Genomic DNA, 14,278 nt, shown 5'->3' on the forward strand with positions numbered 1-14,278 from the left:
CCGGCGAAGGTGACTTCGCCGGTTTTATCTTAAGCTGGCTGCTTTAACAGCCGCAGCGCATTGATTGTCACCAGAACGGTTGCCCCCGTATCGGCCAGAATTGCAGGCCAGAGACCCGTAATTCCCAAAACCGTGGTTACAAGAAACACGGCTTTCAGCCCAAGCGCGATTGCAATGTTCTGATGAATATTGCGCATGGTCCGCTTGGAAAGATCGACCATCGCAGCCACATCTCCCACACGCCCATGCAGCACGGCTGCATCAGCCGTTTCCAGCGCCACATCAGTGCCACCGCCCATGGCAATGCCCACATCGGCTGCGGCAAGTGCCGGTGCATCATTGATACCGTCGCCGACCTTGGCGACAATCTGGCCTTCATTGCGCAGCTCACCGACGATCCGCTGCTTATCTTCGGGCAGAAGTTCAGCCCGCACCTCAATATCAATATCCTTACCAATAGCGTCCGCTGTGCGGCGATTATCGCCCGTCAGCATGATGGTACGGATACCGGCAGCTTTGAGTGTCTTCAGTCCTGCAATTGCATCAGCACGCGGTTCATCGCGCATGGCGATAGCACCCGCAATTTTGCCATCAGCAACAAGAACTGAAACCGTCTTGCCTTCATCGTTACAGGTTGCAATCTGCGCTGCCAGCTCTTCCGAAATAACCGAGATTTCATTGGCAGCCTTGCGCGAACCAAGGAACAGCTCACCCCCGTCAGCCGTACCTGATACACCCTTGCCGCCATGCGCTTTACCTGTCGAAACAGTTGAGAGTTTCAAACCACGCGCTTCGGATGCGCTCACAATCGCCAGCGCCAGCGGATGACTGGAACCGGCATCAAGGGACGCGGACAAACGCAGCACTTCATCTGCCGAAAGTGATGCGGACAAAACATCTGTTACCTGTGGCTTGCCTTGCGTCAACGTGCCGGTCTTGTCGAAACAGGCTGTCGTGATCTTTCCGATAGTCTCCAGCACTGCGCCCCCCTTCAACAGAAGTCCGCGCCGCGCACCAGCCGAAAGCGAAGCTGCAATGGCAGCAGGCGTCGAAATAACCAGCGCACAGGGGCAACCGATCAGCAATATAGCCAGGCCCTTGTAAACCCATTCGCCCCATTCGCCACCAGCAACCAGCGGCGGTAAAATCGCAACCAGTGCCGCAACCACGACAACACCCGGCGTATAATAGGTCGAAAACCGGTTGATAAAACGCTCAGTCGGTGCTTTCGCTTCCTGTGCTTCCTCAACCAGCCGTATAACACGTGCAATCGTGTTATCCTGTGCAGCAGCCGTCACTTTCACGCGCAGCAGGCCATCACCGTTGATGGTTCCGGCAAACACATTGTCGCCCACAGCTTTGCCAACCGGCGTGCTTTCACCAGTCACCGGCGCTTCATCAATGGCGCTTTCGCCGGAAATAATCTCACCATCGGCAGGCATACGGTCGCCAGGACGCACGGCAATCACATCGCCGACATTCAGCTCTTCCGCCGGCACTTCTTTCGTCGATCCATTGCTTTCAAGAAAAGCGGTCTTCGGCACCAGCGCGGTCAGCGACTGGATGCTGTCACGCGCTTTGCCAGCCGCCACACCTTCCAGCAATTCGCCAACCAGAAACAAAAACACGACAGCCGCGGCTTCTTCCGTTGCCCCAATAATGACCGCCCCGATCGCCGCAATGGTCATCAGCATTTCAATGGAAAAAGGCGTGCCATTGATCGCCGCCGAATAAGCACGTCTTGCAATCGGAATAAGACCGATCAGCATGGCCGCCGTGAAAGCCCATAATGCAATTGGCGGATAAAGATGTCCGATAATATAAGCCAGCACCAGACCGCCGCCACAGGCAAGCATCATCTGGCCCTTGTCGCTCTGCCACCAGCGCTTTGGCTTTGCTTGTTTCACCGGCCTGAATGTTGTATCAAGAGCCGATTGCACACTGGCCTTGTATCCCAGTGCTGAAACTTTTTCCGCAATCTCATCAGAGCGCGATGAACCATCATGATTGACAGTCATGGTACTATTGGTCACGGAAACCGAAACATCCTGAACCCCACGGATGCGCCGCACAGCCGTATCAATCTTGGTCGCACAGGACGCGCAATCCATCCCCTCCACAAGAAAACGGAAACTGTCAGCGCTTGCAATAATCTGCTTTGCTTCCGGCTCCTCGTGATCATGGCCATGGTCGTGATGATCATGATCATGACCGTCACAAGCCGCATGTTCGTGGCTATGTTCATGATCGTGATCATGTTGTTTGGCGCGTTCGGTATGGTTCATCATCTGCCCCAAAAATTGCCCAGAAATATCTGGTGCGGGTTCGCACTTGAATTATCTGAAACAAGGTCTACATCCTCTAGTGACTAGAGGAGCAAGCAGAAAATGAACCAAAATGTTCCGATTGGCGAAGCATCAAAAGCCAGTGGTGTAAAAGTGCCAACCATCCGCTATTATGAGCAAATCGGGCTTTTGCCGTCACCTCCACGCACAGAAGGCAATCGACGCCTTTATGACAAAACTGATATTCAGCGGCTTTTATTTATCCGCCATGCGCGGGATCTGGGCTTTGAAGTGGATGCAATCCGCACACTTCTCAACCTTCAGGATAATCCCGACCAGTCCTGCGCAGCAGCTGATTCCATTGCACGCATGCGTCTGGTTGATGTTGAAAATCGCATCGCAAAACTGATGTCATTGAAGACGGAACTGCTGCGCATGCTCGATTGCACAGCCCATGGCCGCATTGACCAGTGCCGGGTCATTGAAATCCTTGGCAATCACGATGAATGCCTGCATCCGCAGCATTAAAATTCAGCTATCTTACTGAATTTTCTCAAACCGCGACGCCTCGATTTTCAACGTTCCAAGCTGCGTACCTATGCGCGCCACCAACGGCGCATAGATGCCGGAATTGCCAAGCGAAGCAAAAGAGATCGTGATCTTGCTGCGATTGGCAAGATAATCAATGGCTTTCTTGCCCTTCTGATAACCGGCAAGTGGCACGAACTTGGCTGAACAGATAACAGATTCACCGGTAAATCCTTTGGTGGTAAAGGATTCCGTGCCATTGAAACTAAGATGGATGTCGGCACGGGTCTGACCGTCAAAAACGCGCAATATACGATTACAAACCGCTTTCGGATCTCTGGTCGGGATCATCAGCGCACTCAGCGGATCGCTGACATTGATAAGATCCTGTGGCGTTATTTCCACCCATGGTTCGCGCTTTTTCACCGGGGGCACATTCTCGGAAGAGGTTACATTGCCACCGGAAAAACCTATCTTGGTGCTTTTGTTCTTGCGCCCGTGCTTATAGGCCAGATCAAAGGCAGACGGCGTCACTTTGTTCTGATTGGCACGACCAGCCACATAGACTGTACCATCCGTATCATCAAAAACCCGGGCAATGCCGGACGTCTTGAAACGGCCATTAACGCCATAATTGGCCCCTTTGACGATGGTTTCTATAGCTGAACGGGCGATGGAAAGGCCAAATATCGAAATATCATATTCTGTCCGGTAAAGATCATCTGCATGGGTGGAACTCACGACAGAAACACTTGCAATCGTCAGTCCGCTCAGCAATGCAATACCGCGCACTGCGAACGGCTTCCAGAAATACAATTGCCTGATCATGCCAGATTTTCCTTTCAAACCTTGCACCCGTCTGCAAACCGATTCTACTTCCGGACAGATACACTGTCTTGTCCTTACAGCTCAAAATCTGCAGCAACATCCTGTCATATTCCCGATTATAGCCTTGTCGAACAGAGAAAACGGGCAAAGTTATGATCGGGCAAAGCGTCAATCGCCACAAAACGCCGTAAATAAGCGCCTTTAGGCTCTCGCAGCGGAATCTGTCTTGACTGTTTTCTCTCCTGTCACTATAGAAACGCGACTTTCCCAATAGGCCGCCTGTCCGAAATCGCGCGCCAGCAGCATTAAAACTGCTTTGATTGCTATGAATTCGGACATTCGAGTCGGGGCCTGAGAAACAAAAATTTGAAGGTGAGACCAAAATGTCCCGCGCTTGTGAATTGACCGGCACCTCGGTCCAGTACGGCAATAATGTAAGCCACGCGAACAACCGTACGCGTCGTCGCTTTTTGCCAAACCTCTGCAACGTTACGCTTATGTCCGAAGCACTCGGCCAGAGCTACCGTCTTCGCGTTTCCGCTTCGGCTCTGCGTTCGGTTGAGCATCGCGGTGGCCTTGATGCTTTCCTCGTCAAGTCAAATGACAAGGAACTCTCGCAGCGTGCACGCCTGCTGAAGCGTCAGATCGTGAAGAAGCAGGCTGAACTTGCTGCATAAGCAATCAGCTTTTTAAGTTTAGACAAAAAAGGCTGGCTTGCGTCAGCCTTTTTTACTGGTGACATCACCCAGGATAAAAAAATGTTTTATGCAAGCCCTGCTTTGTCCCGGCTTTTGCCGGCCATATTGTGCATGTGCGCAGCCGTTGCTGCCTCCAATATTCTTGTACAATATCCATTCGAGCATTTTGGCCTCGGCGAGTTGCTCACCTATGGTGCCTTTACCTATCCCTTTGCTTTTCTCGTCAATGATTTGACCAATCGTCGCTTTGGCCCTGCTGCGGCACGCAAAGTCGTCTATTTTGGCTTTGTGCTGGGTGTTATTATGTCAATCTGGCTGGCAACACCGCGGATTGCCATTGCATCCGGTTCGGCATTTCTGATTGCTCAATTAATGGATATCACGGTCTTCAATAGACTACGCCAAAAGACATGGTGGAAAGCACCTTTTGCAGCGGCCATGTTCGGCTCGATTGTCGATACGCTGCTGTTTTTCTCCATCGCTTTTGCCGCAAGCTTTGCATGGATCGATGCCATGACCGGCCTGCCCGATTCATCATTGTCCGATCCCGCAACCTTCCTTGGCCTTGGAATGCCCCTATGGGCCTCACTGGCCATCGGCGACTTCTTTGTAAAGGTTGTCATGGGCACGCTGATGCTTGTGCCCTATGGCGCTATTCTGGCGATTTTTGCGCCTGCGCTTTATGCACCGGATCGTAAATGAAAGGGGCCTGAAGACCCCTTTCATTTATCCAGTCTTATCTGCCTGAACGCCTGCGTCCCCGCCCGGCTCCACCTGCACCCTGTTCTTCAAACAGGGATGCAAGCTGTTCGGTCATTGCACCGGCAAGCTCTTCAGCATCCACAATAGTGACGGCCCGCTGATAATAGCGTGTCACATCATGGCCAATACCAATGGCAATCAGTTCAACCGGCGAACGCGTTTCGATCTCTTCGATGACAGCACGCAAGTGGCGTTCAAGATAATTGCCCGGATTGACCGAAAGTGTTGAATCATCCACCGGCGCACCATCGGAAATCATCATCATGATCTTGCGCTGCTCAGGCCGTGCCAAAAGGCGCTGATGCGCCCAGATCAGCGCTTCACCATCGATATTTTCTTTAAGCAGACCTTCGCGCATCATCAGACCAAGATTACGCCGTGCACGACGCCATGGCGCATCAGCCTTTTTATAGATGATATGGCGCAAATCATTGAGACGACCCGGATTGGACGGCTTGCCACGACCAAGCCATGCCTCGCGTGACTGTCCGCCCTTCCATGCCTTGGTGGTAAAGCCCAATATTTCGACTTTCACCCCGCAGCGTTCCAGCGTTCGCGCCAGAATATCGGCGCATGTTGCAGCAACGGTAATCGGACGCCCACGCATCGAGCCGGAATTATCAATCACCAGCGTCACAACCGTATCGCGAAAATCCGTATCGCGCTCCATCTTGTAGGAAAGCGGCTGTGTCGGATCGATCACGATACGCACCAGACGCGCACTGTCGAGATACCCCTCTTCCAGATCAAAATCCCACGAACGGTTCTGCTGTGCCATCAGGCGACGCTGCAACCGGTTGGCAAGCCTGCCAACAACACCTTGCAAATTGGAAAGCTGCTTGTCGAGAAAACCGCGCAGACGATCAAGCTCTGCTTCATCACATAAATCCGTGGCCTCAATCTCTTCATCAAATTCACGCGTGAAGACATTGTAATCGACATGCTCGGCGAAATTCGCAAAAGGCTGGTTCTGGCGGCGCGTGTCGCCCGGCGTTTCCGCGTCGACATCCTCATTGTCATCCATATCATCGGAAGCGGCGTCAGTGGCTTCCATTTCGCCCTGCTCGCCTTCTTCGCTGGAACTGTCCGATTCTTCGCTTTCCGCAGAATCAGAACCTTCCTGGCTTTCGTCGCCGCCTTCTTCGTTTTCGTCCTGCTCCGGCGTCTGCTCGTTATCTTCGTCCTGCTCGTCGCTCTGCTCTTCCTGAGAAAGCTCTTCAGCCATATCCATGGATGCCAGCATATCGCGCACTGTACGTGCAAATGCCTGCTGATCTTCCAGATTATCGCCAAGACGTGCAAGTTCAGGGCCGGCCTTCTGCTCAATCCACTCGCGCCAGAGATCAAGCACAGAACCGGCTTCCACCGGCGCCTTGCGGCCAGTCAGTTTTTCACGCAACAAAAGCGAGACAGCTTCCTCAAGTGGTGCATCATCCTTGTCGGTCACGCTCGAAAAATTGGCGCGGGCATATTTGTCAGCCAGCATCACCGAAAGGTTTTCCGCAACACCCGCCATGGCGCGGGCGCCAATGGCTTCCACACGCGCCTGCTCAACCGCATCATAGATCGCACGGGCCTGCTTGCCTTCCGGCGCGAGGCTTGCGTGAATACGCGCATTGTGGCGTGCCTGACGCAGTGCCATGGAATCACCCAGGCCACGAGTAACCGCAACATCATGCGCTGTCGGACGTTTTGGCAAATCAGGCAGACGGGCGCGGTTGGCGGTCAGTGCAGGACGATCATTACTGAAAGCCACTTCCAGTTCGTTCTCACCGGAAATGGCACGCATTGTAGCGGTCATCGCCCGCTTGAACGGCTCTGAATCCACTGGTCCGTTTGTGCGCTCGCGCGAATTATCGCCAATTCCTGACTTCTGGCCCGACATCTGCTTTTCCTGACTTTATATAAAGCATGTCGCGGAAAAGTGGGAACCGGTTTTCCGCTAACGACATGCGTTAAATGCACTGCCGCTCTTGATGAGCGACAAGCATCATCCAGCCTTATGCCAAAACGATATTGGCAGCCGATTCCGGGAGTTCCTCACCGAAAGCACGCTGATAGAATTCAGCCACCGTCTGGCGCTCAAGTTCATCGCACTTGTTGAGGAAGGTCAGGCGGAATGCAAAGCCGACATCGTTGAAGATTGCAGCATTTTCAGACCAGGTAATAACGGTACGCGGACTCATCACGGTCGAAAGATCACCATTGATGAAAGCCTGTCGGGTCATGTCGGCAACGCGAACCATCTTGTTGACGATCTCGCGGCCTTCAGCATTCTGGTAATGCTTGGACTTGGCGAGAATAATATTCACTTCATTGTCATGCGGCAGATAATTAAGCGTGGTCACAATCGACCAGCGGTCCATCTGAGCCTGATTGATCTGCTGCGTGCCGTGATAAAGACCGGTCGTATCACCAAGGCCAACCGTGTTGGCGGTCGCAAACAGGCGGAATGCCGGATGCGGACGGATAACGCGGCTTTGATCGAGCAGCGTCAGACGGCCCGAGGTTTCCAGAACGCGCTGGATCACGAACATCACATCCGGGCGACCGGCATCATATTCGTCGAAAACCAGCGCAACATTGTGCTGATAGGCCCAGGGCAGAATGCCGTCCTTGAATTCTGTAACCTGCACGCCGTCCTTGACGACGATTGCATCCTTGCCGACAAGATCGATACGGCTGACATGGCTGTCGAGATTGATACGAACGCAAGGCCAGTTGAGACGGGCTGCAACCTGTTCGATATGGGTCGATTTACCCGTACCGTGATAACCCGAGACCATCACGCGGCGGTTATAGGCAAAACCGGCCAGAATCGCCAAAGTCGTCGTACGGTCGAAAATATAATCCGGGTCTGTCTCCGGCACATAGGAATCACCTGCCGCATAGGCTGGCACGCGCATGTCGGAATCAATTCCAAACACTTCGCGTACAGAAACCGTTATATCCGGCAAATTGGCTATATCCCGCTCAACCTTGTTCATCATGCCTCCAGAGCGACAGGACTGTCCTGTCGCGACATTCAATTAATCAGGAAGCATTTTCCGGCGAGCCGGGAGACGCCCCCTTGAGTTCAGTTGCGGGCATCCTTAATCGCATCCGCACGAAAGCGCAGAAGATGAATGTCCGTCAGGGCATTGAACATGCCCTGATACTCGGCCTCATAAAGCCCAGACAGGCTTTAGCAAAAACCTGCCGTCTTGAGCAATTGATAAGCCTGAATGACTTCGCGAAATCTGTCTTCAGACCCACGGTCACCACCATTTGCATCGGGATGGTGTTGCTTCACAAGTTCTTTATAGCGAGACTTGATCATATCGCTAGTTGAATTTGCATCAAGGCCAAGTGTCGCAAGCGCTTTTACTTCCAGAGTGCGCGGTTTGCGTTGCACTGCCTTGGCAGTTCCAGGATTGTTTTTCGCATTCTTCACAAATCCGAACGGATCACGCATGCGATTCTGATAAGCGGCAGAACCAGAACGGCGTGTCGCCATATCAGGCGATGTACGCGCGGAAGCGGTCGAATTAGACGCCGTTGACCAGGTCGGACGATTGCCGGTGATCGCATCTTTCTGGAACTTGGAAATATCCTTGTCCGACAGGCCCGAGAAATAATTGAAATTCTTATTATATTCGCGGACGTGATCAACGCAGAAATGCAGATATTCACCCTCACGCATACGCCCCACCGGTGCACGATGCGTACCAGGCTTATCGCAACCATCCCATTGGCAGCAGGGACCACTGGACTTCTTTTCCGCTTCCTTCTTGGGACGGATGCGGATGCTGTCGAAAAATTTTGAGCTCGTTGTCATCGAATCAGATTATGCGAATTAAGAGTGGCTAAACAAGAATTGACATTTCATCCTGAATGGTTTTGGCCATGACTTCAGGGCAAAATTGAATATAGATTGCAATTCCTGTGCGGATTTGCCCCACCGGTTGTCGCCAAAGCGACGTCTATATGAAGCACAGCGTCTATATGGGGAGAACTGGCTCAAATGTCCATTCACAATAGCAAACAATCTTCAATGGAAGCAAAACTGCATGCAGCCTTTGCGCCTGAAAAGCTTGAAATCATCAATGAAAGCCATCTCCATGCCGGCCATCATCACGAAGATCGTGGCAATCATGAGGTCTATGACGGCACTGGCGAAACACATTTTCGCATACGCATCATATCAGCCAGATTTGAAGGCTTGAGTCGCATTGCCCGTCACCGCGCCATCAATGACCTTCTCAAAGATGAACTCAATAACGGTGTTCATGCGCTCGCACTGGAACCTTCAGCCCCCGGCGAAGTCACCCGCCGCTAATTTTCCTATACTTGAGCTTTGAGCCATTTGCGCAAACGAGTGCGCGCATTGGCGTAAGGCGAGGACGTATTGAACTGGATCATGCGTCCAAGCGTATATTTCTCATACCATTGAACGCCATAAAGCTCGGTATTGCTACGCGCTGCAACCAGTGCAACCAGCGCATTTTTCGCTGTTTCAAGCCGCAATAAAAGAGCGGCAAACGGCACATCCTCATAATCGCGGTAGAACTTGGCAGCAAGCGCACCAAGCTCGTTCCATTTGAATCCAGTTTCAGGAAAATCAACCTCCAGCCCCTGATCCTTGCGCTCACACCATTTGAGCACCAGTTCATTCCAGCCGACCAGATAGGCAACCAGATCATGCACACTCATCATGGTGCCTTTTGCATGACCTTCCATGATTTCAAGTGCAGACTGCTCCGGCGTGACACGTGCAAGGTCAAGCGCCAGCCGATCATAATTGCTTTCAATCGCCGCAAGCAGTTCCTGCTTGTTTGCAGGGACTGCCATCAGGCAGAAAGCCGCTCTTTAAGAAATTCAAGCACTGCCGTCGGTGGCACATCCCTGGCAATAAAGGACTGACCAATGCCGCGTGTGAGAATGAATGTCAGCGCACCGCGGGCGACTTTCTTGTCCTGTGCGATATAATCCATCAGCTTTTCAGCATCCGGCAATCCACCCGGCACATCTTGCAATGATGTCGGCAGACCAACCGCTTTCAAATGTGCCTCAACACGCTCAGCATCCTCGATACCGCACAGGTTCATCTTCACTGAAAAGCGATGCGCAAGCGCCATACCAATGGCAACGCCTTCACCATGCACCAGACGGCTCGAATCATAATTTGTTGCCGTTTCAAGCGCATGGCCAAAAGTATGACCGAGATTAAGCAGCGCACGATCGCCATTTTCATGCTCATCGCGTGCAACAACCGCCGCTTTCGAGCGACATGATTCGGCAATTGCCTCAGTGCGGGCAGAGCCTCCTGCAAAAACAGCTTCCCGGTTTTTCTCAAGCCATGCGAAAAAATCCGGGCGATCAATCAGGCCATATTTGGCAACTTCTGCATAACCGGCCCGAAATTCACGCGGGCTTAATGTATCAAGCACATCCGTATCCGCCAGCACCAGTTGCGGCTGATGAAAAACACCGACGAGGTTTTTACCATATTGAGTATTGATGCCGGTCTTGCCGCCAACGGATGAATCCACCTGTGCAAGCAGTGACGTCGGCATCTGCACAAAATTCATGCCGCGCCTTACGATACCCGCAACAAAGCCCGACAAATCACCGACCACACCGCCGCCAAAAGCCACCACCGCGTCACCGCGTTCAAGCTTTGCTGCCAGCACAGCATTGGTAACGGTTTCCAATGTCGAAAAGGATTTCGACTTCTCGCCGGGAGCCACAATAATACAGGTTGATTCGATGCCGGCACGGGTAAAACTTTCTGTCAGTGCCTCAAGATGCGCTTTGGCAACATTCTCATCCGTAATGATTGCAACACGAATGCCCGGCAGACGTTTTGTAATTTCTTCACCGGCACGCGCGACCAATCCCTTGCCAATCAGGATTTCATAAGAACGGTCTCCAAGCGAAACCGGAACTGTTACACTGTCGGCAATCATTGCATTCTCCCAGAGGCTTTAAACCTGATCCTTTTCCAGATGAGCGATCAAAATATCGATCAGCTCTCCGGCAATCACTTCTTTCTTATCGTCGCGCGTCATGGTCTGGAGATCGGCGAGCGCATAAACAGGATAGCGCTCATTCATCAGCCGCTGCATCACACCACGCGGGTCATCATTTTTGAGAAGCGGGCGATTCTGCCTGCGAGACACGCGATCCATCAGCACATCAAGCTCGGCATTGAGCCACACCGAAACACCATTCGCAGCAATGGCCTCACGGGTTTCAGCATTCATATAGGCGCCGCCACCAGTGGCCAGCACCATCGGACCATCTTCAAGCAGACGCAGGATCACCCGGCGTTCAAGATCACGAAATTCCGCCTCGCCATAGACCTCAAACAGTTCAGGAACAGTCATACGGGCTGCCGATTCAATCTCGTTATCGGCATCCTTAAAAGGCAGATTAAGCATGGTTGCCATTTTGCGACCAACCGTCGACTTGCCTGCACCCATCAACCCAACAAGAACAACCACTTTCGTGCCAAGAAGTTGACGGACAATATCCGCCTTCTCATTCAGACTTGTTTGTTTTGCTGTACTGCTCATTGACCTCATCCATTTCCTCCGGTTCCACATTAAAAACCGTGCTGCGTCAATCGCTTTCATCGACAAAATCAAACCGGGGGCAGCTTTTTCGCCGCAAAGACCACCAGTCCTTGCTTTCACCTCAATAGAACAGCATAAACGCTTCATGCCTACGCTAACGCGCATTCTTTTCCTGCTTGCTGTGATTGCTGCCATTATCTATGGCGCGATGTACTCACTTGCGCGTTTCGTTACGCCAACCACCCATGAAATCACCATCGAAATTCCAGCATCAAAGCTGAAACAGACGATCATAGATCCGCCGCCGCAACCAGCACCCCTCGTGGAAGACGAAACCAAGCGTGAGGAATAGACATGCGGGCGTCACTGGCCATTGAAAACTTTCTTGAAATGATGAGCGCCGAACGCGGTGCTGCAAACAATACGCTCGAATCCTACCGCCGCGATCTCGAGACCTGCGCCGAATTATTGGCGACACGCGGTGTCAATCTGGCTGAAGCCAGAACCGATGATATTCGCCATGTGCTCGACACTATGGCTGATGAAGGCTTTGCGGCCACCTCGCAGGCACGGCGTCTTTCGGCCATAAGGCAGTTTTTTCGCTTTCTCTATGCAGAAGGTTTTCGACAAGACGACCCCACAAGCCTGATTGACGCCCCCAAAAAACAAAAACCGCTGCCCAAAATCATGAGCGTCGAAAATGTCAGCCGCCTTCTTGATCGCGCAGCAAGAGAAGCACAGGAGGCCGTTGAGCCAGCAGAACGTTTCAAAGCCCTGCGGCTTCATGCTCTTCTTGAAACGCTTTATGCCACAGGCTTACGTGTCTCGGAGCTTGTTGGCCTGCCCGTCAGCGTTGCGCGTACTGACCATCGCTTCCTGATTGTCCGGGGCAAGGGCTCCAAAGACCGCATGGTGCCACTTTCACAAAAGGCACGCGACGCATTGCAGGTCTTTATAAGCCTGCGCGATACGTTGCCGGGCAGTGACGATAATCCATGGTTGTTTCCCGCTTATTCAGAAAGCGGCCATTTGGCGCGACAGGTCTTTGGCCGGGAGCTGAAAAGCCTTGCGGCACGTGCAGGCCTCTCAAGCGCTTCCGTCTCCCCGCATGTGCTGCGCCATGCTTTTGCCAGCCATCTTTTGCAAAACGGCGCAGATCTGAGAACCGTACAGCAATTGCTCGGCCATTCCGACATATCAACGACCCAGATTTACACCCATGTTCTGGAAGAAAGACTGCATAAGCTGGTAAGTGAACATCATCCGCTTGCCGATTAAGCTCGCGCCGTTTAAGAGAATTTCAGAAAAATTTGCATGATGCGCTCGAAGTAAATATGTAAGAAGCCGTAAAACAGCCGTTATCTGGGATGTTTTATGCCCGATATCTCTGGAAACGCACAATAGTCAGGCCCGATGTATAACTATCTCGATTTTGAAAAACCCGTCGCAGACCTCGAAGGCCAGATCCTTGAGCTGAAAAAGCTCGCGCAGGAACAGGGCAGCGTCGAGATGAGCGACGAGATCAGCCGTCTCGAGAAACGCTCGGCCGATGCGCTCAATGATATTTATCGCAAGCTGACCCCATGGCAGAAGGCGCAGATCGCCCGCCACCCGGACCGTCCGCACTGCCTTGAATATATCAACACGCTTTTCACCGAATTCACGCCTTTGGCCGGTGATCGGCAATTTGCCAATGACGAGGCTATTCAGGGTGGCTTTGCCCGCTTCAATGGTCTGCCTGTTGCCATTCTCGGTCAGGAAAAAGGCTCGGACACCAAGACACGTCTCAAGCATAATTTTGGCTCAGCCCGCCCTGAAGGCTACCGCAAGGCGGTACGCATCATGGAAATGGCCGACCGTTTCCAGCTGCCATTGATTACCTTTGTCGATACAGCCGGCGCCTATCCGGGCGTAAGTGCTGAAGAACGTGGTCAGGCGGAAGCCATTGCACGCTCAACAGCGCAATGCCTCAAGCTGCGTGTACCGGTTATCTCGATCATCATCGGTGAAGGCGGTTCAGGCGGCGCAATCGCAATTGCTGTGGCAAACCGCGTCTATATGCTCGAACATTCGATCTATTCGGTCATTTCGCCCGAAGGTGCAGCATCGATTCTCTGGCATGATTCAACCCGTGCAAAAGATGCAGCATCCAATATGCGCATCACCGCGCAGGATCTGTTCGATCTCAAGGTCATCGACGGAATTATCCCTGAACCTCTTGGTGGTGCGCATCGCGGCAAGCAATCGACCATTGCAGCAGCAGGCGAGATTATCACCGCTTCATTGCGCTCCATGAAAGATATTGATGGCGAAACCCTCAAACAGGAGCGTCGCCAGAAATTCCTGGAGATCGGTCGTAATATTTAGAGCGCATTCCGATCTGATTTTATCAGATCAGCGCTCTAAACTCTTTTACCTTAAGCATAATCTTATCGATCCTCGTTGAACGAAGGTAGGATTATGCTTTAATTTACCATAAAATTCAAAAACTTGCTCTGGCGCAGCACAAACTGCGCCGGATTTGCATCTGACCTGCATTTCCGCCATATTGCGGACACGCTGTTTTTTAGGTATTTGAGCAAGGATTCATCAACGATACCGAAAGGTTTTGTTGATAGTT

The 14,278-nt window shown here is 52.2% G+C and carries 14 protein-coding genes and 1 pseudogene; 7 read left to right on the forward strand and 8 right to left on the reverse strand.

Going from position 1 to position 14,278, the window contains the following annotated elements; genetic code table 11:
- Positions 1-29: 29 nt before the first annotated feature.
- A pseudogene (locus FHY56_RS12615) lies at positions 30-2,210 on the reverse strand (heavy metal translocating P-type ATPase); the annotation flags it as partial.
- A 177-nt stretch (positions 2,211-2,387) separates the two neighbouring features.
- Between FHY56_RS12615 and FHY56_RS12620 the strand changes: the two are divergent.
- Entirely contained in the window at positions 2,388-2,813 is a 426-nt protein-coding gene (locus tag FHY56_RS12620; protein ID WP_140905556.1) for a MerR family transcriptional regulator, read from the forward strand.
- Between the two features lie 12 nt (positions 2,814-2,825).
- Here FHY56_RS12620 and FHY56_RS12625 read toward each other — a convergent pair whose 3' ends face one another.
- Complete coding sequence (locus tag FHY56_RS12625; RefSeq protein WP_140905557.1) at positions 2,826-3,641, reverse strand: DUF3108 domain-containing protein; 816 nt, start codon at positions 3,639-3,641, stop codon at positions 2,826-2,828.
- 383 nt (positions 3,642-4,024) lie between these two features.
- Between FHY56_RS12625 and rpmB the strand changes: the two genes are divergently transcribed.
- Together rpmB and FHY56_RS12635 are read left to right on the forward strand one after the other, a co-directional pair.
- Positions 4,025-4,318: a 50S ribosomal protein L28 gene (rpmB, locus tag FHY56_RS12630; RefSeq protein WP_140905558.1), complete on the forward strand. Its 294-nt coding sequence runs from the start codon at positions 4,025-4,027 to the stop codon at positions 4,316-4,318.
- A gap of 81 nt (positions 4,319-4,399) precedes the next feature.
- Positions 4,400-5,041 (forward strand): queuosine precursor transporter, encoded by a 642-nt coding sequence (locus tag FHY56_RS12635; protein WP_140905559.1) that lies wholly within the window; start codon positions 4,400-4,402, stop codon positions 5,039-5,041.
- 34 nt (positions 5,042-5,075) lie between these two features.
- Here the strand turns inward: FHY56_RS12635 and cobT are convergent, their stop codons facing one another.
- The 3 genes from cobT to FHY56_RS12650 form a co-directional block, all read right to left on the reverse strand.
- On the reverse strand, positions 5,076-6,986 hold the full coding sequence (gene cobT / locus FHY56_RS12640) for a cobaltochelatase subunit CobT (protein WP_140905560.1): 1,911 nt from the start codon (positions 6,984-6,986) through the stop codon (positions 5,076-5,078).
- Positions 6,987-7,101: 115 nt separating this feature from the next.
- Complete coding sequence (gene cobS, locus FHY56_RS12645; RefSeq protein WP_140905601.1) at positions 7,102-8,088, reverse strand: cobaltochelatase subunit CobS; 987 nt, start codon at positions 8,086-8,088, stop codon at positions 7,102-7,104.
- Between the two features lie 197 nt (positions 8,089-8,285).
- The gene (locus tag FHY56_RS12650; RefSeq protein WP_140905561.1) at positions 8,286-8,918 is read right to left on the reverse strand and encodes a J domain-containing protein; all 633 of its coding nucleotides are present in this window, start codon (positions 8,916-8,918) and stop codon (positions 8,286-8,288) included.
- 186 nt (positions 8,919-9,104) lie between these two features.
- Here FHY56_RS12650 and FHY56_RS12655 point away from each other — a divergent pair, with 186 nt between their 5' ends.
- Positions 9,105-9,419 (forward strand): BolA family protein, encoded by a 315-nt coding sequence (locus FHY56_RS12655; RefSeq protein ID WP_140905562.1) that lies wholly within the window; start codon positions 9,105-9,107, stop codon positions 9,417-9,419.
- 5 nt (positions 9,420-9,424) lie between these two features.
- Here FHY56_RS12655 and FHY56_RS12660 read toward each other — a convergent pair whose 3' ends face one another.
- The 3 genes from FHY56_RS12660 to FHY56_RS12670 are packed head-to-tail and all read right to left on the reverse strand — an operon-like array spanning position 9,425 to position 11,658.
- The gene (locus FHY56_RS12660; RefSeq protein WP_140905563.1) at positions 9,425-9,931 is read right to left on the reverse strand and encodes a ClbS/DfsB family four-helix bundle protein; all 507 of its coding nucleotides are present in this window, start codon (positions 9,929-9,931) and stop codon (positions 9,425-9,427) included.
- Positions 9,931-11,049: a 3-dehydroquinate synthase gene (gene aroB, locus FHY56_RS12665; RefSeq protein WP_140905564.1), complete on the reverse strand. Its 1,119-nt coding sequence runs from the start codon at positions 11,047-11,049 to the stop codon at positions 9,931-9,933. The genes FHY56_RS12660 and aroB overlap by 1 nt, the downstream gene beginning before the upstream one ends.
- Before the next feature lie 18 nt (positions 11,050-11,067).
- The gene (locus tag FHY56_RS12670) at positions 11,068-11,658 is read right to left on the reverse strand and encodes a shikimate kinase (protein ID WP_140905565.1); all 591 of its coding nucleotides are present in this window, start codon (positions 11,656-11,658) and stop codon (positions 11,068-11,070) included.
- A gap of 145 nt (positions 11,659-11,803) precedes the next feature.
- On the opposite strand from FHY56_RS12670, the gene FHY56_RS12675 reads away from it, so the two are divergent.
- The 3 genes from FHY56_RS12675 to FHY56_RS12685 all read left to right on the forward strand — a co-directional run bounded on the left by FHY56_RS12675 (position 11,804) and on the right by FHY56_RS12685 (position 14,025).
- Positions 11,804-12,010, forward strand: a complete 207-nt coding sequence (locus FHY56_RS12675) for a recombinase (RefSeq protein ID WP_235889489.1) — start codon at positions 11,804-11,806, stop codon at positions 12,008-12,010.
- A gap of 2 nt (positions 12,011-12,012) precedes the next feature.
- Positions 12,013-12,936 (forward strand): site-specific tyrosine recombinase XerD, encoded by a 924-nt coding sequence (gene xerD, locus FHY56_RS12680; protein ID WP_140905567.1) that lies wholly within the window; start codon positions 12,013-12,015, stop codon positions 12,934-12,936.
- A 135-nt stretch (positions 12,937-13,071) separates the two neighbouring features.
- The gene (locus tag FHY56_RS12685; protein ID WP_140905568.1) at positions 13,072-14,025 is read left to right on the forward strand and encodes an acetyl-CoA carboxylase carboxyltransferase subunit alpha; all 954 of its coding nucleotides are present in this window, start codon (positions 13,072-13,074) and stop codon (positions 14,023-14,025) included.
- Positions 14,026-14,278 lie beyond the last annotated feature (253 nt).

Origin of the sequence: Brucella gallinifaecis (assembly GCF_006476605.1) — a bacterium.
Classification (GTDB): domain Bacteria; phylum Pseudomonadota; class Alphaproteobacteria; order Rhizobiales; family Rhizobiaceae; genus Brucella; species Brucella gallinifaecis.

Coding starts and splice junctions, on each gene's coding strand:
- FHY56_RS12620 (WP_140905556.1), top strand. CDS start 2,388: ATGAACCAAAATGTTCCGATTGGCGAAGCATCAAAAGCCAGTGGTGTA.
- FHY56_RS12625 (WP_140905557.1), bottom strand. CDS start 3,641: ATGATCAGGCAATTGTATTTCTGGAAGCCGTTCGCAGTGCGCGGTATT.
- rpmB (WP_140905558.1), top strand. CDS start 4,025: ATGTCCCGCGCTTGTGAATTGACCGGCACCTCGGTCCAGTACGGCAAT.
- FHY56_RS12635 (WP_140905559.1), top strand. CDS start 4,400: ATGTTTTATGCAAGCCCTGCTTTGTCCCGGCTTTTGCCGGCCATATTG.
- cobT (WP_140905560.1), bottom strand. CDS start 6,986: ATGTCGGGCCAGAAGTCAGGAATTGGCGATAATTCGCGCGAGCGCACA.
- cobS (WP_140905601.1), bottom strand. CDS start 8,088: ATGAACAAGGTTGAGCGGGATATAGCCAATTTGCCGGATATAACGGTT.
- FHY56_RS12650 (WP_140905561.1), bottom strand. CDS start 8,918: ATGACAACGAGCTCAAAATTTTTCGACAGCATCCGCATCCGTCCCAAG.
- FHY56_RS12655 (WP_140905562.1), top strand. CDS start 9,105: ATGTCCATTCACAATAGCAAACAATCTTCAATGGAAGCAAAACTGCAT.
- FHY56_RS12660 (WP_140905563.1), bottom strand. CDS start 9,931: ATGGCAGTCCCTGCAAACAAGCAGGAACTGCTTGCGGCGATTGAAAGC.
- aroB (WP_140905564.1), bottom strand. CDS start 11,049: ATGATTGCCGACAGTGTAACAGTTCCGGTTTCGCTTGGAGACCGTTCT.
- FHY56_RS12670 (WP_140905565.1), bottom strand. CDS start 11,658: ATGAGCAGTACAGCAAAACAAACAAGTCTGAATGAGAAGGCGGATATT.
- FHY56_RS12675 (WP_235889489.1), top strand. CDS start 11,804: ATGCCTACGCTAACGCGCATTCTTTTCCTGCTTGCTGTGATTGCTGCC.
- xerD (WP_140905567.1), top strand. CDS start 12,013: ATGCGGGCGTCACTGGCCATTGAAAACTTTCTTGAAATGATGAGCGCC.
- FHY56_RS12685 (WP_140905568.1), top strand. CDS start 13,072: ATGTATAACTATCTCGATTTTGAAAAACCCGTCGCAGACCTCGAAGGC.